The following is a 25,872-nucleotide window of genomic DNA, read 5'->3' on the forward strand; positions in this document are numbered from 1 at the left end:
CACTCACTCACAAGTGGGTCAAATCGTCCAAAAGGGATGGAAGGGTCATTTCCTCGTCGACCGCCCAGCCCGCGCGCAGGGCCTCCACCAGCGACGGGTCCCACGGCGCGGGTCCCGGATCGGGGCCGAGCGGCGGCAGGTCGACATCCTCCGCGCGCGCCCGCTCCAACGCGAACCGGTAGTCGTCGCCGGACATCCGCCACGGGGTTCCGCCCGTCAGCTCCAGCACCTGCCGGACCAGCAGCAGGCCGGTCCGGTCGAAGTCGGCGTGCACGCGCACGGCCGCGCCGAGGTGCGCGAGCAGTTGGCGGGCGACGATGTTCAGGTAGCCCGACAGACACACCATCGGCTGACGGACCCCGGCCTCGAACGCCGCCTCGATCACCCGTGGGCTCTCGCACACCCACACGGTGGACACCCGATCCAGCGGCAGATCCCGCAAGGTCACGTGCCGCAGGCCGTCGGGCAGGTTCAGCGTCAGCACGGTCGTGGACAAGCCGTCCGGGGCGACGCCGCAGCGTTCCCACAGCATCCACTCGTCGCGCGCGCCGCGCGGATAGTCGAGGCCGTGGGCCAGGGCGGCGGCCCGCAGGACCAGGCCCGCGAGCTTCTGGCCCCGGTCGAGGCCGCGCGGCCCGGCGCCGTGCCGGGTGGCCAGCGCGGTGCGGGTGACCCACTCGGCGGGCGGGGTGCGCGGGTCGAGGGTGAGCGTGGCCAGGATGGCGGCGGCCTGGTGGGCCGGGGTGGCCAGGCGCTCCGGCGGGATCTTGGCGTACCGGCGCACGTGGTCGATCCACAGCGACGCCCACGGCTTGTCGATCAGCCCGACAGACGACAGGGCGTCGGCCAGGATCTCGGTGACCCACTCGCGGCGCGACGCGTCGACCGACGGCTGGACCGCGCTGAACTCGGCGGGCTCGCCGTGCACGGCGGCCAGCACCTCGTCGAGCCCGCAGTGGAACTCCCCGGCGCGCAGGGCGGCGTCGAGGTCGGCGACCGGGATCGTGGTGCCGACCCCGGCCGTCAGCGGACGGCCGATCAGCGCGGACACCGCCGCCGCGGCGGCCGGGTCCGGCGCCTTGAAGCCGAGCTTGACCTGCCCCCGCGCCACGGCCGTGCGCGCCTGCCGCCAGAGCACCTCGTACTCCGGTCTGCCGTAGACCTCGCGCATCACGGGTCGTCCCGGTCGAGGCCAGCGCCGTCCCAGGTGGTGTGCGTGCACGCCACACCGTGGCCGGACTTGGGCCGCAGAACGTCGTAGATGTGCATGCGCGGGATCTTGTCCGACACGCCCCAGCCGCTGGGCCAGGTGATCACCCAGTCCATGTCGAGGTCGACCAGCAGCCCCAGCATGCGCGCGATCGTCGGGTCGTCGAGCCGCTCGAACGCCTCGTCGAGCAGCACCAGCCGCAGCGGCGCCATCCGCGACGCCGCCGCCACGCCCGCGCTGATCGCGCCGTAGAACGCGGCCGCCGCGGCGAACAGCGTCACGTACGAGATCAGGCGGGTCTCGCCGGAGGACAGCTGGCGCAGCCTGCGCGAGCGCGGCTTGCCGTCCGGCCCGCTGTCGCGGACCCGCACGGTGAAGGCGAACCACGAGCGGTAGTCCAGAGCGCGGGCCAGGATCTCGGTGTAGCCGCCGGAGGCGGTGTCGCGCTCGGACTCGATCCGCTCGGTGAACACCTGCTGCAGCCGGGTGTCCTGCTCCTCGGTGCGCTGGGAGAACGGCAGCCGCAGCAGCTTCAGAGCCTCCACAGTGGACTCGTCGAGCCACGCGGCGGGCTGCCAGTCGAGTTGGACGTGCACGCCCTGGCTGGAGCGCGCCGAGTCCAGCACCTCGTTCATCCGCCGCGTCAGGTCCTCGGCCACCGCGATCTGGCTCGACAGCCGCTCGGCGAGTTCGCGGACCAGGTGCAGCGCGAAGATCCCCTGGTACTGCTCGGTGAGGAACCCGCGCCGCTCGGCCAGCCGGTCGGCGACGCGCCGGGCCGCGACCGCGACCGGCGCCGGGCCTTCCTCGGCCGACACCACCACGGTCAGGATGCCCGCGTGCCGCTCGGGCAGCACGTTGTGCGTTCCAGCCAACGACGCTTGCAGCGACTGGAGCTTGGTGAGGACGTTCTCCTCGCTGGGCAGCCGCTTCGCCTGCGCCACCGCGCTTTCCAGCACCGCGTACGCCTCGTCGTCGGCGACCGGCTTGTCGGCGTCGACCGCCGCGGGCCACACGCCGGGCGCGGCCAGCGCCTCGGTGAACGCGTTCGCCGCCGCGGCCGCCGCCGCGCGCTTGCCGTCGAGTTCCGACTCGCGGGTGTCGAGCAGCGTCTGGGTCTTCACAACCTGGTTCGACAGCTCGGTCGCGGTCCGGCGCGCGGCGGGCAGTTCCTCGCGCGCGGCCTTGCGCTGCCGCTCCAACTCGGTGAGCTGGCGGGCCACGCTCTCGGCCTCGCCGCCGATCGCCGAGGTCAGCTCGGCCAGGGCGGCGGCGTCGCGGTGGAACGCCACGCACTTCTCGTCGGCGACGGCCTCGGCGGTGGCGCGGTCGTCGACGGCGGCGTTGTGGTCGTGCAGCGCCTCCACCAGGTCGCGCACCGTGCCGACGCAGCGCTTCGCCAACGCGTCGCGCAGACTTTCCGCAGCCGTCCTGGCCTGTGTCGTCGCGCGCTGCGCCTGCCGCAGGACCTCGGTGTCCGGGGTCAGCTCGGCCGCGCCCGCGTCCTGCGCGAGTTCGGTGGCCATCGCCTTGAGTCTGCCGTCGGCGGCCTGGTGCTCGGCCCGGCGCGCGTCGGCCTTCGCCGCGGTCTCGGCGGCCTGCCGCTCGGACTCGGTCGCGCTGACCCGGGTCGCGATCAGCTCGCGGTCGTCGGGGAAGGCGTCGAGGTGGGCGTCCCACACCTGCACGGCCTGAGTCCGTTGGCGCAGCTCGACTTCCGCGTCGGCCAGCTGCGCGTGCATCGTCTCCAGCGCGGCGGCCAGCTCGGCGATCGACCGCTTCCGCGCGGCCTCGCGGGCGCCCGCGCCGACGTACTCGGCGTCCAGTTTGGACGCGGCGCCGTGCAGCACGCCCGCGCGCCACTTGCCCGACGACCACACGGTCAGGCCGGGGTGGTCGCCTTCGTAGGACACGGCGGCCAGCAGGTCGGTCACGACCGACGCGGGCACCGGGCTGTCCTCGACCGCGGGCTTGAGTACAGACGACAACGGCTTGTCGGCCTTGCCGCTGCCCGAGGCGAGCACGTCGGCCAGCGCGGAGTCGACCGAGCCGTCGACCGACACCCACGCGTCGAGCAGGCCGCTGGCCTGCAACGCCGCTTCCAGTCCCGCGTCCGGCTCGCCGTCGGCGAAGTCCACGAGCCGGTAGAACGGCGCACCGGTCGCCGGGTCGCGCTCGACACCGGCGTACGGGGGAGCGGCGTCGACGCCCTTGCGCAAGCCGATCAGCCGTGTCTCGGTGTCCTTGATCCGGGCGACCAGGTCGTCGACGACCTGCCGCGCCCCGACGACCTGCTGCCGCAGCGCGGACAGGTGCGGCGCGGCCCACTGTCGCGCCGCGTCCCTGGCCTGGCGGGTCGCGTCCGGTGCCTCCTGGACGTCCAGCGCGCTCGGCACGGCGGGCGGCCGCGGCGCGTGGTCCTCGGCGAACGGCCCGGCCAGCGTCCACGCAAGCGTCTGCTCGCACCAGACCTCGGCCGCGACGCCGAACCGCTGTCGGGCCTCGTTGCGGCGGCCCGCCGCCTCTGTCGCCTCGATCTGCGCCTCGCGGGCCTTCAAGTGCAGCCGGTCGAGGTCGGCGCGGTCGGCGTCGAGCTTGCGGGACCGCTCGTGCAGCGCCATCGCGAGCGCGCCGCGCTGGGCCAGCACCGACCCGACGTCGCTGATCCGCTCGGCGGCAGCGGTGATCGCCGACTCCAGCTCGTCCGGGGCGACCTCGGGCGGCATCCGGCGCTGGATCTCCAGCGGCTCGGCCTCCGGGTCTGGCTTGGCGCGCACCTTGTCGGCCAGCGTGCGGGGGACCGGCTTGGGCGCGGCCGGGATGGTCGGGCAGAGCGCGGGGTCGAGCCCGGCGGCCACCAGTCCGTCCACAGTGGACCGCGCGAGCTCGCCCGCGTCCTCCAGGTCGCCGCCGAGCCGACGCAGGACCGTCAGCACGGTCTCGACCGCGCGGTCGGCGGTGTTGCGCTGCGTGGCGGCGTTGTCGAGCGCGGCGGTCGCGGCCTCGCGGGTGCGCTCGACGAGCCGCTCGCGGTCCTGCAGGTCGCGCAGGCCCTGGTAGGCGGGCAGCGACTTGAGCGAGTCGATGCTGTTCTCCAGCTCCGCGTCGCGCTCCTCCAGCGTCCGGACCTGCTCCTCGGCCTCGGCGTGCCGGTTGCCGTCGGCGGTGAGCCGTCCCTGCAGGGTGCGGATCTCCGCGTGCGCCTTGTCCAAAGTGGACCCGGCGGCGGCGGCTTTCCCGCCCGCGGCGTGCAGCGCGTTGAGCGCGTAGCCGGAGTAGCCCGACAGGAACGCCGACATGGCCTCGTCGGCGGCGCTGAGCCTGCCGATGTTCTCCCGGATCGACTCCAGGTCCTCGAACGAGGTGGCCAGCTGCTCGACCACGCCGACGTCGAGCGGCGGCAGCGCGTCGGACAGGATCTGTTCGAGCTGGCCGTCCTGGACCTTCAGGCCGATGTCCGGGTTGCGCAGGGTGCGCTGCAGGTGCAGCAGGTCGCCGTAGCGGCCGCCGGGCACGCCGTAGACCGTCTCGGCTACCTTCGCGCGGAACGCGGCCTCGTCGTACATCCGGTCGGCGCCGAGCACGTCGCGCAGCGCGGCCGGGCCGAGCGGGACGCGGTCGGCGGAGGCGAGTTGGAAGTGGGTGCCGACGCGGGAGGGCGTGACGAACCGCCACGAGTCGCTGATCTGCTGCGACGTGGCGGACGCCTTCACGCCGATGCCGCAGGTCAGGTATTCGTCGCCCGCATCGGTTTCCCGGTGCAGCTCGATCCACGCGTAGCCGATGCGGTTGGGGCCGCCGTCGTAGTCGTCGAGCATGAGGCGGCGGATCGACACCGTGCCCGCGCCCTTGGAGCCCAGGTACCGCAGGTCGCCGTCGAGGCACAGCGGCAGCAGCAGCTCCAGCGTGCGGGACTTGCCCGAGCCGTTGGTGCCCTGGAAGATCGCGCGCCCGCCGGAGAAGTCGAAGGTCTGCTCGCGGTACTGCCAGATGTTGACGATGCCGCCCCGGTGCAGCCGCCAGCGGCCCACCTGTGGATCATCCGGCGCGCTCACGGTTCCCCTTCCTCGTCGAACAGCGACCACCCTGGCTCGGGTGCGGTGGTGACGGGCTCGGCCTGCCCCTTGGCGGGAGTGTCGTCGGGCTGCGGCAGCCAGCGGTGCGCGGCGGGACTGATCAGCCAGCCGTCGCCGTCGGCCACCGCGAGACTCAGCCGGACCAACAGGTCGGCAACCGCGCGGACCAGCGCGCCGACATCCTCGGTGGCCTGGCGCGACCACGCGGCCGGATAGTCCTCAACCAGGTTCGCACACACCTCCCGCAGGCGTTCGGCCGGAACCGCGGAACGGCCGTCGGGGCGGTCGGTGTCGGGGTCGAGTAGCTCGGGAAGGGCGAGCAGGGCGATGCGGGCGACCGTGCCGGTGGCCGGGAAGACCACGTCGGTCAGGTACTCCTCCGGGTCGGTGACCACGACGCCCTCGGCGCGGGTCTCGGTGATCAGGCCGAAGCAGCGCTCCAGCACGACCGACTCGCGGCGCTGCCTGCGCAGCAGCCACTCGGCCTCCTCCGGCGGCAGGTCGGCGTGCAGCGTCACCGGGTTCTCCACGAGCCTGCGGCGCACCGCGTGCTCGACGCCGAGCCTGCCGGGGGACGCGGCGCGGGCCACGAGGTCGTCCGCCGACGTGGCCTCGGTCAAGGGACCCGCGAGCAACTGGCCGAGAAGATCGGTGTGGATGGTGATCAGTGCCTCGGACGGGGCCTCGCCGATCAGCCCGGCCACCGAGCCGTCGGTCTCGGTGATCACGCCGAGGCTGATCAGGTGCCGCAGCGCGGCGGTGAGCGCGCGCCGGTCGGCGATGTCGTCGACCACGCTGATCCCGGCCTCGCTCGCCGCGCCCCGCACGTCGGCGACCAGCCGCGACAGCAGGACCTGCCTGCCGACGCCGGTCAGCGCGGCCATCGTCAGGCAGACGTAGGCGTAGGCGCGCGGGGACAGCGCGGGCTCGCCCCGCGTCGGGTCGGCGCCGGGGCCGGACTTGTAGAGGCGGGCGAAGCGGCGCTCGACCACGAGCCGGTAGCCGAGCAGGGCGGCGAACATCTCCTGCAGCGCGGTCCGGTAGCGGTAGACCAGCGGAAGCAGGTCGCCGTCGGGGCCGCCCGGGCGCAGCAGCGGGTGGCGCAGCAGGACCTTGGCGCAGCGGGCCACGTTGGCCGCGTCGATGTCGGAGAGCCCGGCCAGCGGGTCGCGGGTGTCAGCGCGCACCGCGCACCTGCGCCCGCTCGATGCCCAGGACCGTGTCGCGCAGCGTCAGCGTGCCCGCCGAACTGCGGATCTGGGTGGTGGTGCCGGTGGCGGGGGTCAGCGTCAGGGTGAGGCCGCGGACCTGGTCGGTCGCCGCGCCCGGGTCGGCGGCGCCCTCGCGCTGGGCCATGGCCAGGGTGAGCAGCTCGCACAGTGCGCCCAAGGCCGCGCCGGACAGCGTCACGTTGTCGAGGTTGCCGGAGGCGGCGGCGAGTTCGGCTGAGGCGGCCTCGCGGCGCTCGTCGGCGGCCCTGGCCTGGGCGAGCAGCCCTTGCTCGGTGATCGGGTCGTCCATGATCCGCGACGTGCGGCCGCGCGCGCCGCGGTCGCCGCGCCCGCGCACGCTGACAGCGATATCGATCGCCGGGCCGTCGCGCCACGGGGTGTGCTCGTCGTCGCCGTCGTGTTCGGGCGAGGGGAACAGATTGCGCGCGGAGTGCAGGCCGAAGGCGGCGGCGTAGATCGCGTGCGCCTCGTCAGGGGTGGCCGCGTTGAACCAGCCCGCGAGCTGGATCAGCTCGGCGCGGCGGCTGGGCAGCAGGCCGCCGCCGGTGGTCGCGCGCCGGACCGTGGCGAGCAGGGCGCCGATGGCGCGGGTCGTGGCCTCGCGCAGGGCGGTGACCTGGCTGGGGTTGCCCGGCCGGTCGGCGAACCAGTCGGTCAGCTCCTGCCAGTCGGCCTCGCGGCGGCCGCGCGTGCGCTCGACGGCGGTGCCGAGCTGCTCGGCGGGCCGCAGCAGCTCGACCAGCTCGCGGCGGGCGCCCGCCAGGGTCGACAGGGTGGCCGCGATCGTCGGGGTGTGCCGCAGGACGTCCTCGACCACGACCTGGATGTACTCGACGAGCAGGTTGCGGAACCCGGAGATCTCCTCCGGCGCCAAGTGGTGGCGGGTGAGGATCTGACCCAGATAGGCGTAGAAGTCGCGGACCGTGGCGGCCAGTTCGGCGTGCTGCAGGAACAGCGTGGTGACGCGTTCGGCCAGGAGAATGCGGGCGCGGCGGGCGGAGAGCGAGCCGGGGTCCTGCTGGGTGCGCGCGGAGGCCGTGGCCAGGGTCTCGCCGAGGTTGACCAGGCCGCGCTCGATCGCGGGCAGCAGCTCGCGGGAGACCTCGCGGGCGCCTTCGGGGACCCGCAGCAGCTCGTCGACGTCGCGCTGGACGCGCACGGCCAGCTTGCTGACCTGGTAGCGCATGCTGCCCTGCTGGAACTCGGCGATGCTCGCCGCGATCGTCTCCCGGCGGCCGTGGACCAGGTTGCCCCAGTCGACGAGCTGCCGCAGGCGGGGGATCACCACGTCGATGTGGGACTCGCCGATGTCGATGCGCCCGTCCCGCTCGGCGGCGGCCAGCGCGGAGGACACCTCGCCCGCCGACAGGTCGGCCAGCAGGGTCGAGGTGAACAGCCGCATGATCGCGAGATACGTGCGGTGGTGCTCGCGCGGCTGGAGGTAGGCGTAGAGCTGGAGCCGGTGTTCGGCGTCGGTCTCCTGCGCAGGCTCCACGGCGGGCCACGATAGCCAAAGCGGCCGACACCCGCGCAGCCTGGCCACGCCGGGGCGATACGGTTCCCTCTCCAGGGGGATCGGCGGAGGAGGGCGCGTTGGGGACGGGCCGGGCTATCGGACTGCTGCTTGGCGTCGCCGCCGACGCGGTCGTGGGCGACCCCCGCCGCTTCCATCCCGTGGCCGGTTTCGGCACCCTGGCGGGCCGCCTGGAGAAGGCCGTCTACCGCGACCACCGCGTCCCCGGAGCTGTCTACACGGCCGTTCTGGCTGGTGGAGCCGTCGCGCTCGGGGTGGCCGTCGAGCGGCGGAGCCCGGTGCTGGGGACCGCGCTGGCGACCTGGGCGGTGCTGGGCGGCCGCTCACTGGCCGCCGAGGGCGCGCTGATCGGGCGCCACTTGGACGAGGGATCACTGGAGGACGCCCGCACCCGCATCCCCCACCTGTGCGGCCGCGACCCGTCGACCCTCGACGGCCCGGCGATGGCCCGGGCGACCGTGGAGTCGGTGGCGGAGAACACGTCGGACGCGGTCGTGGCGCCACTGTTCTGGGGCGCTGTCGCCGGAGTGCCGGGCCTGCTGGGCTACCGGGCGATCAACACGATGGACGCGATGGTCGGCCACCGCTCGCCGCGCTACCGCCGCTTCGGCTGGGCCTCGGCACGCTTGGACGACCTGGTGAACCTGATCCCGGCCCGCCTCGCGGCCGGTCTGACCGTCGTCGGCGCCCCCGTCGTCGGCGGCGACCGCCGAGGCGCCTGGACAGCCTGGCAGCGCGACGCGTCGGCCCACCCGAGCCCGAACGCGGGGCGGGTGGAGGCGGCGTTCGCGGGGGCGCTGGAGGTCCGCCTTGGCGGGCGCACGGTTTATTCGTATGGAGTGGAGGACCGCCCGGTCCTCGGCACAGGCCGCATGCCTGACGCAGGCCACGTCACCCGAGCCGTGGAGCTGTCGCGCGTCGTCGGCGCCCTCACGGCGGCTGTCGCTGCCGTGATCGCCTTCGTCCTCGGCCGCCGTCGACGCTAGGCGACCCATAGGGGTGACCTTGCCAAGGTTCGCGACTTTCCACGACGTGGAAATCGCCAGATTCGGCAAGTGTCCGGTGCTCGATGGCCGTCGACGCGCTGGGCGAGGCCGGAGTCGCGCGTCTCGCTCGGGCCTACCTCGCGGACCTTCGCGGCGACCTCGGCACGGAGTGGCCGTCGGCGCGCTAGTTCGCGTGGGCTTCGTCGTCGGCCAGGATCTGGGCTACCGATCGGCGCCGCGGCGCCTCGGTGCGCAACGCGCCGCCGGGTTTGATCTCGCGCCAAGTGAAGTAGATCAGGCCGAGTAGCGCCATCGCGCCGAAGGCGATCCACTGCAGGGCGTACGAGAAGTACGGGCCCGCGTCCAACTGCGGCAGGGGAAGCGCGCCGAGCACACCAGGCGACCCTTCCTCCAACTGCACGTACCCACCCGAGATCGTCAGCCCCGAGGCGGCCGCCACCGCGCGTGAGTCGACCGCGTACACGTGGGTCCGCCCGTCCTCCTCGAACGCGGGCCGCCCCTGCGGGTCCCGCTCATCGACCCGCAGCCGCGCGACCAGCGAAACCGGGCCGGTCGGGGCCGCCGCGAACGAAGGAACCTTGACGCCCTCCACCGGGCGGACGAAGCCGCGGTCCACCAGCACCACCGCGCCGCTGCTCAGCCGGAACGGTGTCAGCACCTCGAACGCCGCCGCGCCCTGCACCGTGCGGAGCCGGGCCACTGCCTCGGCCTCCGGCACGTACGTACCGGCCAGCGTCACCTTCCGCCATTCGCCGGACGCCGACTCGATCGGGACCGGGGTGGCGTCGAACGACGACTGGATCGCGGAGTTGGTGGCGGAGCGCTCGTCGTGGCGGGTGAACTGCCAGGGGGCGAGCAGGGTGAAGCACGTCGTGGCGAATCCGACCACGACGAACGCCAGCGCCAGCCAGCCCGGCCGCAGCAGCATCTTCACCCCACAACGGTAAGCCGGCCGCCCGAGCCCCTGATCAGGCGGGTCAACCGGCAAATGGGAATTTCTGCCGGGAACTGCCCCCGTTCGCCCGTGCCAGGGCAATCAACGCGCAGGTTAACTGTGGCAGTCGGAATCAGCGTCCCCCTGGAAATGATTCCGACGGGAGTCCACCCTGCGCCCAGCCCGTCACCGGGCTGGGTAACTCCTTGAGGAGCACTATGAGGTTTCGACGAATTGGCGGCGCGCTGCTGCTGATCGCGGCCGTGGCGGCGGTATCCAACGCCCCCGCGGGAGCTCACGACCCGACGACGCCGGAAGGCATCGCCGCGCAGCGGGCGTTCATGGCCGACTATCAGCCCGCGGACCGTCGCGCCGCCGTCACCGGCGCGGCCGTCCCCTGCGTCAACGGCAAGGCCGACAAGTACCCCTGCAAGAACGTCGACCTGCTCAGCGTCCTGCCGCTGGGCAACATGGGCGGCGGCAACGGCAACGACATCTGGGGCTGGACCGACCCGACGAACGGCAAGGAATACGCCATCGCGGGCCGCACGAACGGCACCTCGTTCATCGACATCAGCACCCCGACCGCGCCGGTCTACCTGGGCAACCTGCCGTCCAACGGCGGCAGCAGCACCTGGCGCGACATGAAGGTCTACAAGGACCACGCGTTCATCGTCGCCGACGCGATCACCGGGCACGGCATGCAGGTATTCGACCTGACCCGCCTGCGCACGGTGACCTCGCCGCAGACGTTCACCGCCGACAAGCTCTACACCGGCTTCGGCCCCGCCCACAACATCGCGATCAACGAGGCCACCGGCTACGCCTACGCGATCGGGTCGAACACCTGCTCCGGCGGCCCGCACATGGTCGACATCCGCACCCCGAAGAGCCCGGTCAACGCGGGCTGCGTGTCGCAGGACGGCTACACCCACGACACCCAGTGCGTGGTCTACAACGGCCCCGACGCCGACTACGCGGGCAAGGAGATCTGCTTCTCCTCCAACGAGGACACGCTGACCATCGTCAACGTGAGCACCAAGTCGAGCCCGGTGCAGATCTCGCGGACCAGCTACTCCGGCGCGCAGTACTCCCACCAAGGCTGGCTCACCGAGAACCAGCGCTACTTCCTGATGGACGACGAGCTCGACGAGTCGCGGGGCACCGACAAGAAGACCAAGTCCTACATCTGGGACCTGCAGGACCTCGACGCCCCGCGCCACATCGGCACCTACAGCTCGCCGGTCGAGGCCATCGACCACAACATGTACGTCAAGGGCGACTACGTCTACCAGGCCAACTACCGCGCGGGCCTGCGCATCCTCGACATCAAGAACGTCGCGAGCGCCTCGCTCACCGAGGCCGGGTACTTCGACATCTACGAGGCCGCCGACGGCGCGCAGTTCAACGGCGCGTGGAGCACCTACCCGTACTTCCCGAGCGGCAACGTGGTCATCAACGGGATCGAGCAGGGCCTCGTCGTCGTCAAGCCGAACCTGGGCGCGACCCCGCCGCCGCCCACCGGCGGGAAGTTCGAGAACCTGAACAACGTCAACATCCCGGACGCGGGCGCCGCGGTGACCAGCGACGTCACCGTGACCGGCCAGGCGGGCAACGCCCCGTCGACGCTCAAGGTCAACGTCGACATCAAGCACACGTGGCGCGGTGACCTGGTCATCGACCTCGTGGCGCCCGACGGCACCGCGTACCGGCTGAAGAACTCCAGCGGCAACGACTCCGCGGACAACGTGATCACCACCTACACGGTGAACGCGTCGACCGAGGTGGCCAACGGCACCTGGAAGCTCAAGGTCCAGGACGTCGCCCGCTACGACACCGGCTACATCGACGCGTGGAGCCTGCAGTTCTGATCCGGTTCACATATCTCGAATAGCGCACATGGCAATCCCCGCCGGGAACTTTCCAGCTTTCGGCGGGTTTGCCGCAATTGGGTCGATGGATACCGTGTGGCGAAGGCGCTGTCTTTTCAGTGTTTTCGCGAATCTGGAGTCCCTGCACCCAGTTGGAGCATCCTGTGCGTTATCGAAACCTGGCAGTGATGGTCGTCGCCGCCGCGGCGGTGTTCGCCGCGGCGAACGCCCCCGCGGCGGCGCACGACCCCAATACCCCGGAAGGCCAGGCCGCGATCAGCGAGTTCATGGCCGACCTCCAGCCGCCGGACCGGCGCGCGCCGATCACCGGCAACGCCGCGGCCGTCGCGTGCGTCAACGGCAAGGCCGACAAGTACCCCTGCAAGAACGTCGACCTGATGAGCTACCTGCCGATGTCCACCATCGGCGGCGGCAGCGGCAACGACATCTGGGGCTGGACCGACCCGACCAACAACAAGGAGTACGCGCTCGTCGGGCGCAGCAACGGCACGTCGTTCGTCGACGTGACCAACGCCTCGTCCCCGGTGTACCTGGGCAACCTGCCGTCCAACGGCGGTACCAGCAGCTGGCGTGACATCGACGTCTACGCCGACCACGCCTTCATCGTGGCCGACTTCGTCACCGGGCACGGCATGCAGGTCTTCGACCTGACCCGCCTGCGCACGGTGACCTCGCCGCAGACGTTCACCGCCGACAAGGTCTACACCGGCTTCGGCCCGGCGCACACGATCACGGCGAACCCGAAGACCGGCTACGTCTACGCCAACGGCTCCAACACCTGCAGCGGCGGCTCGCACATGATCGACGTGCGCACCCCGAAGAACCCGGTCAACGCCGGTTGCGTGTCCCAGGACGGCTACGTCCACGACAACCACTGCGTGACCTACGACGGCCCGGACACCCGCTACACCGGCCGCGAGATCTGCGTGAACTCCAACGAGGACTACCTCACGATCGTCGATGTGACGACCAAGTCCAGCCCGGTCCAGCTCTCGCGCACCACCTACACGGGCGCGAAGTACGTCCACCAGGGCTGGTTCACCAAGGACAAGCGCCACTTCCTGCTCGACGACGAACTTGACGAGCAGAACAGCACCGACAAGCGCGCCAAGACCTACATCTGGGACATGTCGAGCCTGACCGCGCCGCGCATGACCGGCACGTACAACTCGACCGTCGAGGCCATCGACCACCAGATGTTCGTCGTCGGTGACTACGCCTACCAGTCGAACTACCGCTCGGGCCTTCGCATCCTCGACGTGAAGAACGTCGCGAACAACCAGCTGACGGAGGCGGCGTTCTTCGACATCTACGAGTCGTCCGACGGCGTCGGCTTCAACGGCACGTGGGCGAACTACCCGTTCTTCAAGAGCGGCAACGTGATCGTCAACGGCATCGAGCAGGGCCTGTTCGTGGTCCGGCCGAACCTGACGCCGGAGGTCCCGCCGCGCGTCTTCGAGAACAGCAACAACGTCAACATCCCGGACGCGGGTGCCGCGGTGACCAGCGACATCGCCGTCACGGGTGTCCCGGGCAACGCGCCCGCGACGCTGAAGGTCGACGTCGACATCAAGCACACCTGGCGGGGTGACCTGGTCGTCGACCTGATCGCCCCGGACGGGTCGGCCTACCGGCTGAAGAACTCCTCGGCCAACGACTCGGCGGACAACGTGATCGCGACGTACACGGTCAACGCCTCCACCGAGGTCGCCAACGGCACCTGGAAGCTCAAGGTGCAGGACGTGGCCCGCTACGACACGGGCTACATCGACAACTTCAAGCTGTCGTTCGTGTGAGTCTGAAGGGCCGCCCCCGCGCGGGGGCGGCCCTTCAGCGCGTCCTGACCCAGTCGATCAACCCCGCGCAAGCCGCCTCGACCATGGCGTAGACCTGCTCGTAGTCCTCCTGCGTGCCGTAGTACGGGTCGGGCACGTCGAGGTCGGCGCCCGCGGCGGGGTCGAACTCCCGCAGCAGCCGCACTTCGGTGGCCCCCAGCCCCCGCAGCGCCTTGGCGTGTCCCTCGTCGAGCGCCACCAGCAGGTCGGCGTCGAGGTGGCTATCGTCGACCTGCGCCGCCCGGTGGGCCGTGGGGTAGCCGTTGCGGGCGAGCACCCGGACGGTGCGGGGGTGGGCGGGTTCCCCGACATGCCACGCGCCGGTCCCAGCGCTGGTCACCCGCACGCGGTCGGCCAGCCCGGCCCGCCGCAGCTGTTCCTCGAAGACCAGGGCCGCCATGGGGGAGCGGCAGATGTTGCCAGTACAGACGAAGCAGATGTGCACGACGGGAGCGTAGGGCGTGGACGAACTGCCATGGTGGTCCCCGGAGCGGCTGGACACCCTGCCGCCTTCGGAGCGGGAGCGCACCATGACGCGCATCGCCGAGGCCGTCGAGCAGCACCTGGTGCTGCGGACCGGTGACGAACTGGCCCAGCGGCGGGCGGCGCGGTGGCTGCGGGAGAACGGCCTGGCAGTACTGGTCGACTGACCGCGTCCGACTAGGATTCCCGGCGATGACCAGCAGCGGATCCGACGAGTACGCCCTCCTGCGGCACCACGGCGACGTGGACGCCGCGCCGGGGCTTCTCGACTTCGCGGTGAACGTGCGCGGCACCCGGCCGCCCGAGTGGCTGCGCGACCGCCTCGCCGCCGCCATCGACCGGCTCGGCACCTACCCCTCCGCCGCCGACGACCTCGCCGCGCGCGAAGCCGTGGCCGCCCGGCACCGCCGCGAACCCGACCACGTCATGATCCTCAACGGTTCCGCCGAGGGCTTCGCGCTGTTGCCCCGCCTCCGCCCGACGCTGGCCGCCCTGATCCATCCCTCGTTCACCGAGCCCGAGGTCGCGCTGCGGGCCGCGGACGTGCCCGTGCACCGGGTCCAGCTCGACGCGGCCGACGGTTACGCCCTGCACCCCGAGCGCGTCCCCGACGAGGCCGACCTGGTCGTGCTGGGCAACCCGACCAACCCGACCTCGACTCTGCACCCCAGGGCCGCGATCCGCGCGCTCGCCCGGCCCGGCCGGGTCCTGCTGGTCGACGAGGCGTTCATGGACGCCGTGCCAGGGGAACCCGAGTCCCTCGCCGACGACGCGGAAACCCCCGGGCTGCTGGTCTTCCGCAGTCTCACCAAGACCTGGGCCGTCCCCGGCCTCCGCGCGGGCTACGCGCTCGCCGCGCCCGGACTCCTGGCCGGGCTCGGCGTGGACCGTCCACAGTGGCCGGTCGGCACGCTCGTGCTGGAAGCCGTCGAAGCGTGCTCCGAACCCCGCGCGCTCCTGCACAGCGAGAGCGGCGCCGTCGAGATCGCCGAACATCGGCTGGAGCTGACCACGGCACTGCGCGACCTCGGGATCGAGGTCAACGAGCCCGCTTCCGCGCCATATCTGCTGATCAAGGTGCCCCACGGCGAACGCGTGCGCGAAGGGCTCCGCAGGCGGGGCATCGCCGTCCGCCGCGCCGACACCTTCCCTGGCCTCGGCCCCGACCACCTCAGGATCGCCGTGCGCGACCAGACCCAGTGCGCGCCGCTGCTCGCCGCGCTGACCGCCGAACTCGCCGTGGAGGTGACCCGGTGACCACCGTCGCCGACGCGATCGCCGCGCTCGACGCCGCCTACCCGCCCGCGCTCGCCGAGCCGTGGGACGCCGTCGGGCTGGTCTGCGGCGACCCGGCCGACGAACTGACCAGGGTCCACGTCTGCGTCGACCCCACCGAGTCCACAGTGGACGAGGCGATCGATGCGGGCGCCCAGCTGATCGTCGCCCACCACCCGCTGCTGCTGCGCGGCGTGCACGGCGTCGGCACCGACACCCCCAAGGGCTCGCTGGTGCACCGCATGGTCCGCGCGGGCGTCGCCCTGTTCTGCGCCCACACCAACGCCGACTCCGCCGACCCCGGGGTGTCCGACGCGCTGGCCGAGGCCATCGGGCTCAAGGTCACCGGTCCGCTCACCCCCAACGCCGACGGCACCACCGGCATCGGCCGCGTGGGCACCCTCGACCAGCCCGAGCCGTTCGCCGTGTTCGTCGAGCGGGTGGCCCGCGCGCTGCCCGCCACCGCGGGCGGGGTCCGGGCCGCGGGCGACCCGAACCGCCGCGTCGAGACCGTTGCGGTGTCCGGCGGCGCGGGCGACTCCTACCTGGCCACGGCCGCCGCGGCGGGCGTCGACGTCTACGTCACGGCCGACCTGCGCCACCACCCCGCGAGCGAGCATTTGGCCGCAGGCGGACCCGCGCTCGTCGACCTGTCGCACTGGGCCAGCGAGTGGCCGTGGTGCGAGCAGGCGGCGGGGGTCCTGCGGGCCGCCCTCGGCGCTACTGTCGACGTCACAGTCTCCGAACTCCGCACCGATCCCTGGACCGCCCAGGCCGCAGGCGCGCCGACCCGAACCGGGAGGTTCACCGGGTGAAAGCCGATCCCGCTGTCCAACGCCGTCTGCTCGACCTCGCGGAGGTGGACGCCGAGCTCTCGCGTGCCGACCACCGCAGGCGGACCATGCCGGAGCTGGCCGAGATCACCGAGGCGGAGAAGGCCGTGCAGACCAGGCGCGACGCCCAGGTCGCGATCCAGACCCAGCTCGACGACCTCGACCGCGAGGTGGCCAGGCAGGAGAAGGAGATCGACGCGGTGCGCGCCCGCGAGGAGCGCGACCGCGGGCTCATGGCGGGCGGCACCATCGGCGCCAAGCAGCTCACCGACCTCGAACACGAGCTGGCCACGCTGGAGCGGCGGCAGGGCGTGCTGGAGGACGACCTCCTGGAGCTGATGGAGCGCCGCGAGGCCGTCGAGATGGACGGCAAGCACGCGGGCGTCGAACTGGCCAAGGCCGAGGAGAAGCTCGCCGACGCCGTGCGCCGCCGCGACGAGAACCTGACCGACATCGGCACCACCGAGGCCCGCCGCGCCGCCGACCGCGCCAAGGTCCTCGCGGGCATGCCCGAGGACCTGCTGGCCGTCTACGAGCGCAGGCGCAAGCAGAAGGGCATCGGCGCCGCGCTGCTGCGCGCCCGCCGCTGCGGTGCGTGCCGCATCGAGCTCGACCGGCGCGAGATCTCCCGGATCAAGGAGACCCCGGCCGACGAGGTCCTCGAATGCGAGGAGTGCGGGGCGATCCTGGTGCGGACCGCGGAGTCCGGCCTGTGAGGGTGATCGTCGAGGCCGACGGCGGGTCTCGGGGCAACCCCGGCCCCGCGGGCTACGGCGCGGTCGTGCTCGACGCCGACACCCGCGCCGTGCTGGCCGAGCGCGCCGAGGGCATCGGCGTCGCGACGAACAACGTCGCCGAGTACCAGGGCCTGATCGCGGGCCTGGAGGCGGCGGCCGAGCTCGGCGCCGAGTCGGTCCGGGTGCGGATGGACTCCAAGCTCGTCGTCGAGCAGATGATGGGCCGCTGGCAGGTCAAGCACCCGGCGATGAAGCCGCTGGCCACCCGTGCCAGAGAACTGGCCCGGGCCTTCCGCGAGATCGACTTCGACTGGATCCCGCGCGAGCAGAACAAGCACGCCGACCGGCTCGCCAACGAGGCCATGGACCGCCAGGCGGGCGTCGAGCCGAAGGCCGCGCCCGTCACCGCCCCGCCGAGCTGGACCGGCGCCCAGGGCGAGCCGACCCGCCTGCTGCTGCTGCGGCACGGCCAGACCGCGATGTCGGTCGACCGCCGCTACTCCGGCCGCGGCGACGTCCCGCTGACCGAGGTCGGCCAGGCCCAGGCCGAGGCCGCCGCCGCGCGGGTCGCCAAGCAGGTCGACGCGGCCACCCCGATCATCGCCTCCCCGCTCACGCGGACGCTGCGCACGGCCGAGGCCGTCGCCGCGGCCACCGGCGGCGAGGTCACCACCCACCAGGGCCTGATCGAGACCGACTTCGGCGCCTGGGAGGGCCTGACCTTCGCCGAGGCGTCGGCCAAGGACCCGCACCTGCACTCCAGCTGGCTGTCGGACACCTCGATCCCCGCCCCGGGCGGCGAGAGCATGGACGCGGTCCACCGCAGGGTCCGCAAAGCCCGCGACGAGATCATCGCGCGCTACGGCGGCACGACGATCGTGGTGGTCAGCCACGTCACGCCGATCAAGTCGCTGCTGCGGATGGGGCTGGACGTGGGGCCGTCGCTGCTGTTCCGACTGCACCTGGACCTGGCGTCGCTGTCGCTGGTCGAGTTCTACCCGGACGGCAACGCGTCGGTCCGGCTCGTCAACGACACCTCACACCTGGAGAACTAACCCGTCAGGGCGATCGGCGAGGACAGTGCCCGGGTGAAGCCAGCCAGCGTCTCCTGCAGGGCCGCCGCGGCCAGGGGACGCAGGTAGCCGCCCTCTTCCTCGCCCGCGATCAGCCGGTCGAGCACGAAGTGGCCGGGCAGCACGTCCGTGGCCCCCATCGCCGCCAGCAGTGGGCGCAGCGCGAAGTCGATCGCCACGACGTGTCCCTGGGTGCCGCCGGTCGCGACCGGCAGCACGACCCGGCCGGCCAGCAGGCCCGCGGGCAGCAGGTCGAGCAGACACTTGACCAGTCCGCTGTAGGCCGCCCGGTAGATCGGGCTGGCCACGACCACGCCGTCGGCCCGGCCGATCAGCTCGATCGCCGACTTGATCGACGGGTGTTCCACGTCCTCCGACAGCAGGGCCACCGTGGGCAGGTCGCGCACGGCGATCGTGTGCACCGTGTGCCCCACCCCGCGCAGCCCGGCCGCCGCGTGGCGCACCAGGATCCCCGCCCGCGCGTCCGCCGACGGGCTGCCGGAGATGATCACCACCGACGCCATCGCGCACCTCCTCGGTCTCCCTTCCGAGTAGATCAGGACCCCGGGACCTGCTCAAACGGCGTCCACACCCTGGGAGTGCCAAGGCAGAGGACGCGCCGAGCACGCACCCTGTGCGCAAGATCGGCGGGCGCCGGGGCCGGGGCGGGGCCGCCTCCGTATCCTTGAGTCGCGGGCGAGTCGTCAGGGCGGCCGCGGGGGTGGGATCCACCCTCGAGGAAAGTCCGGACTCCGCAGGGCAGGGTGGTTGTTAACGGCAACCCGGGGTGACCCGCGGGAAAGTGCCACAGAGAACAGACCGCCTGGTGTGAGCCAGGTAAGGGTGAAACGGTGGTGTAAGAGACCACCAGCGCCACGGGTGACCGCGGCGGCTAGGTAAACCCCACCCGGAGCAAGGCCAAGAGGGAGCCTCCGGGCTCCTGCGCAGACGTTCGAGGGCTGCCCGCCCGAGTCTGCGGGTAGGCCGCACGAGCCTGTCGGCGACGGCAGGCCTAGATGGATGGTCGCCCCCCGGACCCTCGGGCCCGGGGACAGAATCCGGCTTATGGGCGACTCGCCCGCCCTGAACAGGTTCCATACACCGATCGGAGTAACTTCGCCGAAGACGCGCCAGAAGTTGACCTGTGAAATGTCACACCCTCAGTGAAGAGTGGGGCGCAGGAGGGTGAATGACGGCGCGGACTAGGAAATTCGGGTGGTCATCGAGTGTGAGCAGCCCGTTTCCCCCGATGATGGGTGTGCTCGGCGGACACCCGCGGCGGAGGACACGGGCCGAGTCGATCTACGGAACGCAGCACACCAGCTACCCTTCGTAATGACAATCATGTGCTCCCCATGCGATGCTGCTGGGGGCACAGCACAGAACTGTCGCGCCGCCCCGGCCAGCACGGCGCACTTGGGAGATCGAGATGACCACCCCGACCCTGTCCGCACTCATGGAACTCGCCCAGCAGCAGCCGCAACCCGGCCCGACGAACGTCGGCACCGGCGGGGTGCAGAACTGGATCCTCGACAACGTCATCCCCCTCCTCCTGCTCGTGGTCGCGCTGCTGCTGCTGTGGCTCGGCGGCGGCAAGGGCGACAACGCGGGCGTCATGCGCAGGCTCGGCGGTGTCATCGTGGCGCTGGCCATCATCGGCCTCGCGGTCACCAACGCCGGTGAGGGCATCGGGCGTTGGATCGCCAGCCTGTTCACCGGTTGATCTGGGCCGGGTGAACTGACGTGCGGATACGCACCGACGACGAGGTGTACCGGGTCGACGCCGTGTGGCTCGGCCCGCCGAAGGCGACTTTCCCCTGGCGCGCCCGCTATGTGGCGTGGGGCGTCGGCACCGTGATCTTCCTGATCGTGCTCACCGTGCTGCGCAAGATGGGGATCGGGCTGTTCTGGTCGTTCGCCTGGGGCATGGTCGGCACCATCGGCCTGACCATGCTCATCTGCTCCCGGATCAGCCATGAGCGCCCGCTGGGCGCGGTGCTGAACATGTGGGTCCGTGAGGTCACCGCCCCCCGCGAGGTCACCGAGGGCCAAGGCGGGGCGGCCAGCGCCGCGACCGTGCGTGTGCGCGCCGAACTGCCCCGCCGCCGTCAGCGGCCGGGCTCATACAGGACCACTTACAGGGAGGTCAGCGGTGTTCGGACGCGGTAAGCGTGAGCCGGAAGCGCTCGCGTCGTACCCGGCGGGACACCCGCACGACCGGGCGGGCGGCAGGCACGCCAAGTACGAGCAAGCCGCCGCGCGCAAGCGGGGCAAGCGGCTCCCCGGCGAGCAGAGCCTGCCCGCCTACACACCCGAGATCGCCGCGCGCAGCATCGACGGCCATCTGCTGCGCACCGGCTCCGACGTCTACGCCTGGTACCGGCTGGCCCCGCAGCGCTGGTCGTTCCGGTCGGACTCGCAGCGCCAAGACCTGATCGCGGCCATCGCGGGCCAGTACGCCGAGCTGTCGGGCCGCTGGATGCACCTGCGGGTCACGACGCGGCCGTACCCGATCCGCATGTGGGCCGAGGCGCACGTGCACAACGCGGTCAACCGCCTGCCCGACGTCCCCGGCGCGCTCTCGTTCGACGACTACCTCGTCGGCGAGCAGCAGCAGCTCATGGGCCGCTCGATGGCGGAGAAAGAGGTCTACCTGGGCGTCCAGGTGCAGACCCGCAACGTCATGGACCGCGCCGTCGAGCGCGCCGCCCCGCTGCTGCGCAAGGTCTTCCCCGACGCGGTCGACGCCGAGCTGCTGGCCATCGAGTCCGAGGTCGAGCACCTCGACCAGGTGATCGGCTCCGCGGGACTGGAGGGCCGCCCGGTCACCGCCGAGGAGATGTCCTGGCTGATGCACCGGTCGTGCTCGCTGGGCCTGCCCGCCCCGCGCAACATGCCCGCCGTGCCCGGCGCGGCGTGGGAGCCGGAGGACCTCGCCAGCTTCACCGACGCCGCCGACTTCCATCAAGACCCGTACTCCCCGACGGTCACCGTCCGCGGCCGCACCGGCTCCAACGCCGGTGTCGCCCGGCACGTCACGGTGCTGACCGTCGGCATGATGCACGGCCTGCAGATCCCCGAGATCGACGACCCGTGGGTCCAGCGCGCCGACCGGCTGCCCGCCTCAGTGGAGTGGTCCGCGCGCATCTACGTGCGTCGGCCCGAGGAGGTCCAGGGCGAGCTGCAGCGGCAGATGAACAAGGTCCGCTCGCAGGTCAAGCACTACACCGACGAACACGAGCTGGAGCCGCCGCAGTCGCTGGCCCGGCAGGCGAGCCGCGTGCTGGAGATCGACGACGAGATGACGTCGGGCTTCACCGCGCTGGCCACCCGGGTGCGCTCGTGGTGGCGGCTGGCGGTGTCCGGCCCGACCGAGCGCGACGCGCTGCGGCTGGCCCAGCAGCTGCTCGACCTCTACAAGCCCAAGGTCGCCATCGAGCACCCCGAGGCCCAGTACGCGATGGCCAGGGAGTTCATCCCCGGCGAGCCGCTGGCCTCGGCGGCCTACCTGCGCCGCGGCTCGGTCGTGTGGGCGGCCAGCGCCGTGCCGACCGCGACCGCGGAGGTCGGCGACCGGCGCGGCATCCTGCTCGGCGAGACCTGCACCGCGACCCGCCGCCCGGTGGCGTGGGACCCGTGGATGGCCCAGGAGATCCGCGACTCGTCCGGCCTGACCGCGATGGTCGCGGGCCTCGGTGGCGGTAAGTCCTTCCTCGGCGGCGGCATCGTCTACAAGACGCTGCGCGCGGGCGCGCACTGGACGATCCTCGACCCGTCCGGCCCGCTGGCCCGGCTGTGCGACCTGCCCGAGCTGCGGCCCTACGCGCGGCCGATCAACCTGCTCAACGCCCAGGCGGGCATCCTCAACCCGTACCGCGTGGTCGCCGAGCCCAAGCTTGATCACTTCCTCGACGAGGACGACCCCGAACGCGCGTGGCGCCGGGAGAAGGCGCTGGCCGCCGCGACCCGTCGCCGTCTCGTGCTCGATGTGCTGTCCGGTCTGCTGCCCTACGAGGTCGCCCGGCTCCCGCAGAGCCGCATCGTGCTGCTGCGGGCCGTGCGCACCGTCGGCGGCCGCGCCGACGCCGACCCGAGCCTGGTGTTCGACGCGCTGCGCCGCGACGCCAGCGAGCACCACGAGCACGCCGTCGTGGTCGCCGACTTCCTCGACGAGATGAAGGAGCGCATGTCGCTGCTCATCCCCGAGCGCGGCGCCGACCCCTACGACGAGCAGCGCGACGACCGGCTGACCGTGCTGACCATGGCCGGGCTGACCCTGCCCAAGGACGGTGTCGGCCGCGAGCACTGGACCGACGCCGAGGCGCTGGGCGTGGAGATGCTCAACCTGGCCGCCTGGCTCACCCAGCGCTCCATCTACGACCGGCCCAAGGACATGCGCAAGGGCGTGTGGATCGACGAGGCGTTCTTCCTCTCCGAGGTCCCGACCGGCCGCGTGCTGATGAACCGCTTCGCGCGTGACTCGCGAAAGTGGAACGTCCGTGTGCTGCTTTCCTCGCAGATCCCGGCCGACTTCCTCAAGATCCAGGGCTTCGTGGCGCTGCTCGACTCGGTCTTCATCGGCCGACTCGACGACGACCAGGCCCAGTCCGACGCGCTGCGCCTGCTCAAGGTGCCGGTCGCGGCGGGCTACGAGCAGGTCGTGGCCAGCCTGGGCCGCCGCCCCGGCGTCCAGCGCGGCCTGGTCGAACGCGACACCGCGCCCCGCCAGTTCATCTTCGGCGACGGCGCGGGCGGCGTGGAGCGCATCCGGATCGACCTCTCCGGCGCCCACCTCGACCACCTGCGCGGGGTCATGGACACCACCCCGGACGCCATGCGCGACAAGGCCCGCCAAGCCGCGCTGCCGCCCGCCCCCATCTCCGCCCCCGAGCCGACGCTGCCGGAACCCGATCCGGTCGACGGCTCCACGATGCCCAGCGACGAGGAGTTCGAACGCGCCGCCGAGTTCGAGCTGGGGCTCACCGAGGACGACTACCTCGGCGAGCCGAGCCCGGACCCGGAACCGAAGGAAAAGAAACGCGGTCGTGAGGACGCGGCATGAAGGCCGCGAGGTTGGCTAAGTTGATCAAGCGAGTGCCCGGTAGCCCGAGCTCAGCGAGGTTGGTGGACGTCACATGATCACGTTCCTGGTGGTGGTCGCCGCCACGCTGCTCATCGCGGCGCGGCGGCGGAAAAGATCACCTCTGACCCGCAAGGGCCTCACGATGGTGGCCGTCATCGGCATCATCGGCCTACAAGCGGTCCTCGGCACCCCCGCGATGGCCCAGGACACCAGTTGCGTGCCCAACCCCGAGCGTCCCGGCGCGGGCATGGTCGGCGCGCTCGACCCGCCGCAGGGCAACGGCGAGGCCGACAGCCCCTACCAGGTCTACGGCTACGCGGGCCTGGTCTGGCACGTCTACGACGAGTCGTGCGGCGGCCTGGTGCCCAACGGCGTCAGCGACCCCGGCGCCACGATCGACACGTGGGCGGGCAACGAGCTGTTCAACATCGCCAAGAACATCGTCGGCGCCACCAACTCGCTGCACTACACGCTGCTCAACGGCGGTGTGCTCGGCGGGCTGAACGAGCAGATCGGCAAGGCCGCCGACGGGGTCTTCAACAACCTCTACACCCAGCTGTTCAGCGTGTTCATGCTGGTGCTGGCCATCCTGATGTTCCGCCAGATCTGGAAGGGCGACCTGGCCACGGTCAGCAAGCGCGCACTGTTCGCCTTCGCGGGCATGTGGCTGGCGGCGTCATCGATGGTGCTGGTCAGCAACTACGACCGCATCGACGACCTGATCGTGCGCACCACCAGCGGCATCCAGGGCGGCTTCGTCGACCCCGAGGAAGACCGGGTCGTGCGCCACATCCTGCCGACGCAGCTGCACAACAAGGTCGTCTACGAGAACTGGCAGCGCGGCGAGTTCGGCAGCCCGGACGACCCGAAGGCCAAGGAGTTCGCCCGCAGGCTGCTCAACGACCAGGCGTGGACCCGCCAGGACCTGATCGACGGCCGCGACGCGGACAACAACGCCGAGCAGGAGAAGAAGCGCGACTACCAGCAGCTGGCCACCGAGCTCGGCCCGGCGACCGGCTACTTCAAGGGCACCGACGGCAGCCGCACCGGCTCCGGCCTGCTCGCGCTGTTCCAGTCGATCGTGTACTCGCTGTTCCAGCTGTTCGCCAAGCTCTCGGTGCTGCTCGCCCAGCTGCTGCTGCGCATCCTGGCCCTCGCCGCCCCGGTGATCGGCCTGGTCGCGCTGATCCACCACGACATCCTGCGCAAGGTCGGCCGCGCGGTCGGCGCCGTGGTGCTCAACGTGCTGGTGCTGGCGATGCTCGCGGGCATCCACTTCAAGTTCCTGGAGATGATCTTCTCCCCGGAGGCCAAGCTCTCCCTGCTCACCCAGATGCTGCTCGCGGCGATCGTCACCCTGGTGTTCTTCCTGGTGGGCCGCCCGATGCGGCGCATGTGGCAGATGCTGGAGATGTCGGTCGGCGCGGCGGGCGCGAGCATGCCCGCGGCGGGCGCGGGGATCTTCTCCCGCTTCCGGCGCAACAAGCACGAAGGCCCGACCCCGCAGGACAACTTCTGGGAGACGGTCCGCGAGGGTGAGCAGGAGGACGGCACCGCGCTCGTCCGCTCGGGCGGCCGCAGGCCGCGGCCCGAGGCCAGCAACCCGGTCACCGCGACCGCCCAGCGGATGGACACCCAGCGCGCCGCCATCGGCGCCCCGCGCGCGGCCATCGGCACCGGGCCGACCGGCATCGGGCCCGGCATCGACGGCGAGACGGTGAGCCCCGGCTCCCGGCCGCCCGGCCGCGGCGGACCGGCGGCGATCGTGCGCGCGGGCAGCCGCGTCGTCGACACCGTCCCCGTCGCCGACCGCGGCTGGGACCGCGGCGAGGACGCCGTGGTCATCCCGTCGCGCGTCTCGACCGAGTTCCACACCCCGGAGCCGGTCGCCGCGAGCCCGCGGGTGGCCGACGTCGAGATGGTGGCGGGCAGGCCCGTGCACGTGGTCTACCGGCCGTCGAGGGGCCTGGAGGTCGCCGAGCCGCCGCGCCGGATGCCGCTCAACGACGGCCCGCGCGGAACAGACGCGGTGGTGAGGTAGGCCGTGCCGATCCGCACCAACCGCGGGCGCGCCGCGGTCTACCGAAAGCTCTGGGGCTGGCCGATGCGCTCGCCCCGGCACCTGATCATCGCCGCGTGCGTCGCGGCGGTGGTCATCACCGCCGCGGGCATCGTCATCCCGCGCCTGACCGGCAAGCACGACCAGCAGGCCGCCGCCGCCGCGAGCAGCACCTCGTCGACCCGACCCACGGGCGGGCTGGCGCCAGGCAGGCCAAGCAACCCGCCCCAGTCGGGGGCGCCCACGTCGCTGCCCACCCGGCTCACCTCGCCACCCCAGCAGCCGTCGTCGGCGCCCGCCGCCCCGCAGGCGCTGGACACCGCCACCCGCTGGGCGCACGCCTGGGTCGACCACCCGGAGGGTACGACCGCCGAGCAGTGGCTCAACCGGCTGCGCCCGTACACCACCGAGGAGTACTTGGCCGTCATGGCCAAGGTCGACCCGGCGAACGTGCCCGCCTCCGAGGTCACCGGCCCGCCGGTGGTGAAGCTGTCGTTCGAGAAGTCGGTCGAGACGGAGGTGCCGACCGACGGGGGAGTCCTGCGGATCACGGTCATCCGCACCGACCAGGGCTGGCGTGTGGCGAACTACGAGCGGGGGGACTGAAAC

At 72.0% G+C, this 25,872-nt stretch carries 20 protein-coding genes and 1 other RNA gene; 14 read left to right on the forward strand and 7 right to left on the reverse strand.

Annotated features, from left to right (window positions below):
• Positions 1-7 precede the first annotated feature (7 nt).
• Genes ACSHT8_RS28275 through ACSHT8_RS28290 form a run of 4 tightly spaced genes read right to left on the reverse strand, consistent with a single transcriptional unit; the run spans position 8 to position 8,013 of the window.
• Positions 8-1,171, reverse strand: coding sequence for a TIGR02679 domain-containing protein (locus tag ACSHT8_RS28275; RefSeq protein WP_436494064.1), 1,164 nt, complete (start codon positions 1,169-1,171; stop codon positions 8-10).
• Positions 1,171-5,265 carry a TIGR02680 family protein gene (locus ACSHT8_RS28280; RefSeq protein WP_436494066.1) on the reverse strand — a complete coding sequence of 1,365 codons (4,095 nt, stop codon included), beginning with the start codon at positions 5,263-5,265 and terminating at the stop codon, positions 1,171-1,173. Before ACSHT8_RS28280 ends, ACSHT8_RS28275 begins: the two co-directional genes overlap by 1 nt.
• Positions 5,262-6,473, reverse strand: a complete 1,212-nt coding sequence (locus tag ACSHT8_RS28285) for a TIGR02678 family protein (protein ID WP_436494068.1) — start codon at positions 6,471-6,473, stop codon at positions 5,262-5,264. Before ACSHT8_RS28285 ends, ACSHT8_RS28280 begins: the two co-directional genes overlap by 4 nt.
• On the reverse strand, positions 6,463-8,013 hold the full coding sequence (locus tag ACSHT8_RS28290) for a DUF2397 domain-containing protein (RefSeq protein WP_436494069.1): 1,551 nt from the start codon (positions 8,011-8,013) through the stop codon (positions 6,463-6,465). Before ACSHT8_RS28290 ends, ACSHT8_RS28285 begins: the two co-directional genes overlap by 11 nt.
• Before the next feature lie 98 nt (positions 8,014-8,111).
• Here ACSHT8_RS28290 and ACSHT8_RS28295 point away from each other — a divergent pair, with 98 nt between their 5' ends.
• Positions 8,112-9,038 carry a cobalamin biosynthesis protein gene (locus tag ACSHT8_RS28295; protein WP_436494071.1) on the forward strand — a complete coding sequence of 309 codons (927 nt, stop codon included), beginning with the start codon at positions 8,112-8,114 and terminating at the stop codon, positions 9,036-9,038.
• A gap of 184 nt (positions 9,039-9,222) precedes the next feature.
• Here the strand turns inward: ACSHT8_RS28295 and ACSHT8_RS28300 are convergent, their stop codons facing one another.
• Positions 9,223-9,987, reverse strand: coding sequence for an SURF1 family cytochrome oxidase biogenesis protein (locus ACSHT8_RS28300; protein ID WP_436502208.1), 765 nt, complete (start codon positions 9,985-9,987; stop codon positions 9,223-9,225).
• A 224-nt stretch (positions 9,988-10,211) separates the two neighbouring features.
• Here ACSHT8_RS28300 and ACSHT8_RS28305 point away from each other — a divergent pair, with 224 nt between their 5' ends.
• Both ACSHT8_RS28305 and ACSHT8_RS28310 read left to right on the forward strand, forming a co-directional pair.
• Positions 10,212-11,864, forward strand: coding sequence for a choice-of-anchor B family protein (locus tag ACSHT8_RS28305; protein ID WP_436494073.1), 1,653 nt, complete (start codon positions 10,212-10,214; stop codon positions 11,862-11,864).
• Between the two features lie 164 nt (positions 11,865-12,028).
• Entirely contained in the window at positions 12,029-13,681 is a 1,653-nt protein-coding gene (locus tag ACSHT8_RS28310) for a choice-of-anchor B family protein (protein WP_436494075.1), read from the forward strand.
• 34 nt (positions 13,682-13,715) lie between these two features.
• Here the strand turns inward: ACSHT8_RS28310 and ACSHT8_RS28315 are convergent, their stop codons facing one another.
• Entirely contained in the window at positions 13,716-14,165 is a 450-nt protein-coding gene (locus ACSHT8_RS28315; protein WP_436494077.1) for a low molecular weight protein-tyrosine-phosphatase, read from the reverse strand.
• Positions 14,166-14,181: 16 nt separating this feature from the next.
• Between ACSHT8_RS28315 and ACSHT8_RS28320 the strand changes: the two genes are divergently transcribed.
• From ACSHT8_RS28320 to ACSHT8_RS28340, 5 genes are read left to right on the forward strand one after another with little or no spacing between them, the layout of a single operon-like run.
• Positions 14,182-14,370 carry a hypothetical protein gene (locus ACSHT8_RS28320; RefSeq protein ID WP_436494079.1) on the forward strand — a complete coding sequence of 63 codons (189 nt, stop codon included), beginning with the start codon at positions 14,182-14,184 and terminating at the stop codon, positions 14,368-14,370.
• Between the two features lie 25 nt (positions 14,371-14,395).
• Positions 14,396-15,460: an Rv2231c family pyridoxal phosphate-dependent protein CobC gene (cobC, locus tag ACSHT8_RS28325; protein WP_436494080.1), complete on the forward strand. Its 1,065-nt coding sequence runs from the start codon at positions 14,396-14,398 to the stop codon at positions 15,458-15,460.
• A complete protein-coding gene (locus ACSHT8_RS28330; protein WP_436494082.1) occupies positions 15,457-16,293 on the forward strand; it encodes a Nif3-like dinuclear metal center hexameric protein in 837 nt (278 codons plus the stop codon). The genes cobC and ACSHT8_RS28330 overlap by 4 nt, the downstream gene beginning before the upstream one ends.
• Positions 16,290-17,027: a zinc ribbon domain-containing protein gene (locus ACSHT8_RS28335; RefSeq protein ID WP_436494084.1), complete on the forward strand. Its 738-nt coding sequence runs from the start codon at positions 16,290-16,292 to the stop codon at positions 17,025-17,027. The genes ACSHT8_RS28330 and ACSHT8_RS28335 overlap by 4 nt, the downstream gene beginning before the upstream one ends.
• A gap of 2 nt (positions 17,028-17,029) precedes the next feature.
• Entirely contained in the window at positions 17,030-18,103 is a 1,074-nt protein-coding gene (locus ACSHT8_RS28340) for a bifunctional RNase H/acid phosphatase (protein WP_436502209.1), read from the forward strand.
• Here ACSHT8_RS28340 and ssuE read toward each other — a convergent pair.
• Positions 18,100-18,645, reverse strand: a complete 546-nt coding sequence (gene ssuE, locus ACSHT8_RS28345) for an NADPH-dependent FMN reductase (protein ID WP_436494086.1) — start codon at positions 18,643-18,645, stop codon at positions 18,100-18,102. The two genes, ACSHT8_RS28340 and ssuE, sit on opposite strands and share 4 nt — an antisense overlap.
• A gap of 173 nt (positions 18,646-18,818) precedes the next feature.
• Here ssuE and rnpB point away from each other — a divergent pair.
• The 6 genes from rnpB (at position 18,819) to ACSHT8_RS28375 (ending at position 25,869) form a co-directional block, all read left to right on the forward strand.
• Positions 18,819-19,202, forward strand: an RNA gene (gene rnpB, locus ACSHT8_RS28350) — RNase P RNA component class A.
• A gap of 348 nt (positions 19,203-19,550) precedes the next feature.
• Positions 19,551-19,844: a hypothetical protein gene (locus ACSHT8_RS28355; protein WP_436494088.1), complete on the forward strand. Its 294-nt coding sequence runs from the start codon at positions 19,551-19,553 to the stop codon at positions 19,842-19,844.
• A gap of 20 nt (positions 19,845-19,864) precedes the next feature.
• Positions 19,865-20,290: a hypothetical protein gene (locus ACSHT8_RS28360; protein ID WP_436494090.1), complete on the forward strand. Its 426-nt coding sequence runs from the start codon at positions 19,865-19,867 to the stop codon at positions 20,288-20,290.
• Positions 20,274-23,183: an ATP-binding protein gene (locus ACSHT8_RS28365; RefSeq protein ID WP_436494092.1), complete on the forward strand. Its 2,910-nt coding sequence runs from the start codon at positions 20,274-20,276 to the stop codon at positions 23,181-23,183. The genes ACSHT8_RS28360 and ACSHT8_RS28365 overlap by 17 nt, the downstream gene beginning before the upstream one ends.
• 73 nt (positions 23,184-23,256) lie before the next feature.
• The gene (locus ACSHT8_RS28370; protein ID WP_436494094.1) at positions 23,257-25,245 is read left to right on the forward strand and encodes a magnesium transporter; all 1,989 of its coding nucleotides are present in this window, start codon (positions 23,257-23,259) and stop codon (positions 25,243-25,245) included.
• A gap of 3 nt (positions 25,246-25,248) precedes the next feature.
• Complete coding sequence (locus ACSHT8_RS28375; RefSeq protein WP_436494096.1) at positions 25,249-25,869, forward strand: hypothetical protein; 621 nt, start codon at positions 25,249-25,251, stop codon at positions 25,867-25,869.
• Positions 25,870-25,872 lie beyond the last annotated feature (3 nt).

The sequence above is a fragment of the Actinokineospora sp. HUAS TT18 genome, assembly GCF_051364635.1.
Classification (GTDB): domain Bacteria; phylum Actinomycetota; class Actinomycetes; order Mycobacteriales; family Pseudonocardiaceae; genus Actinokineospora.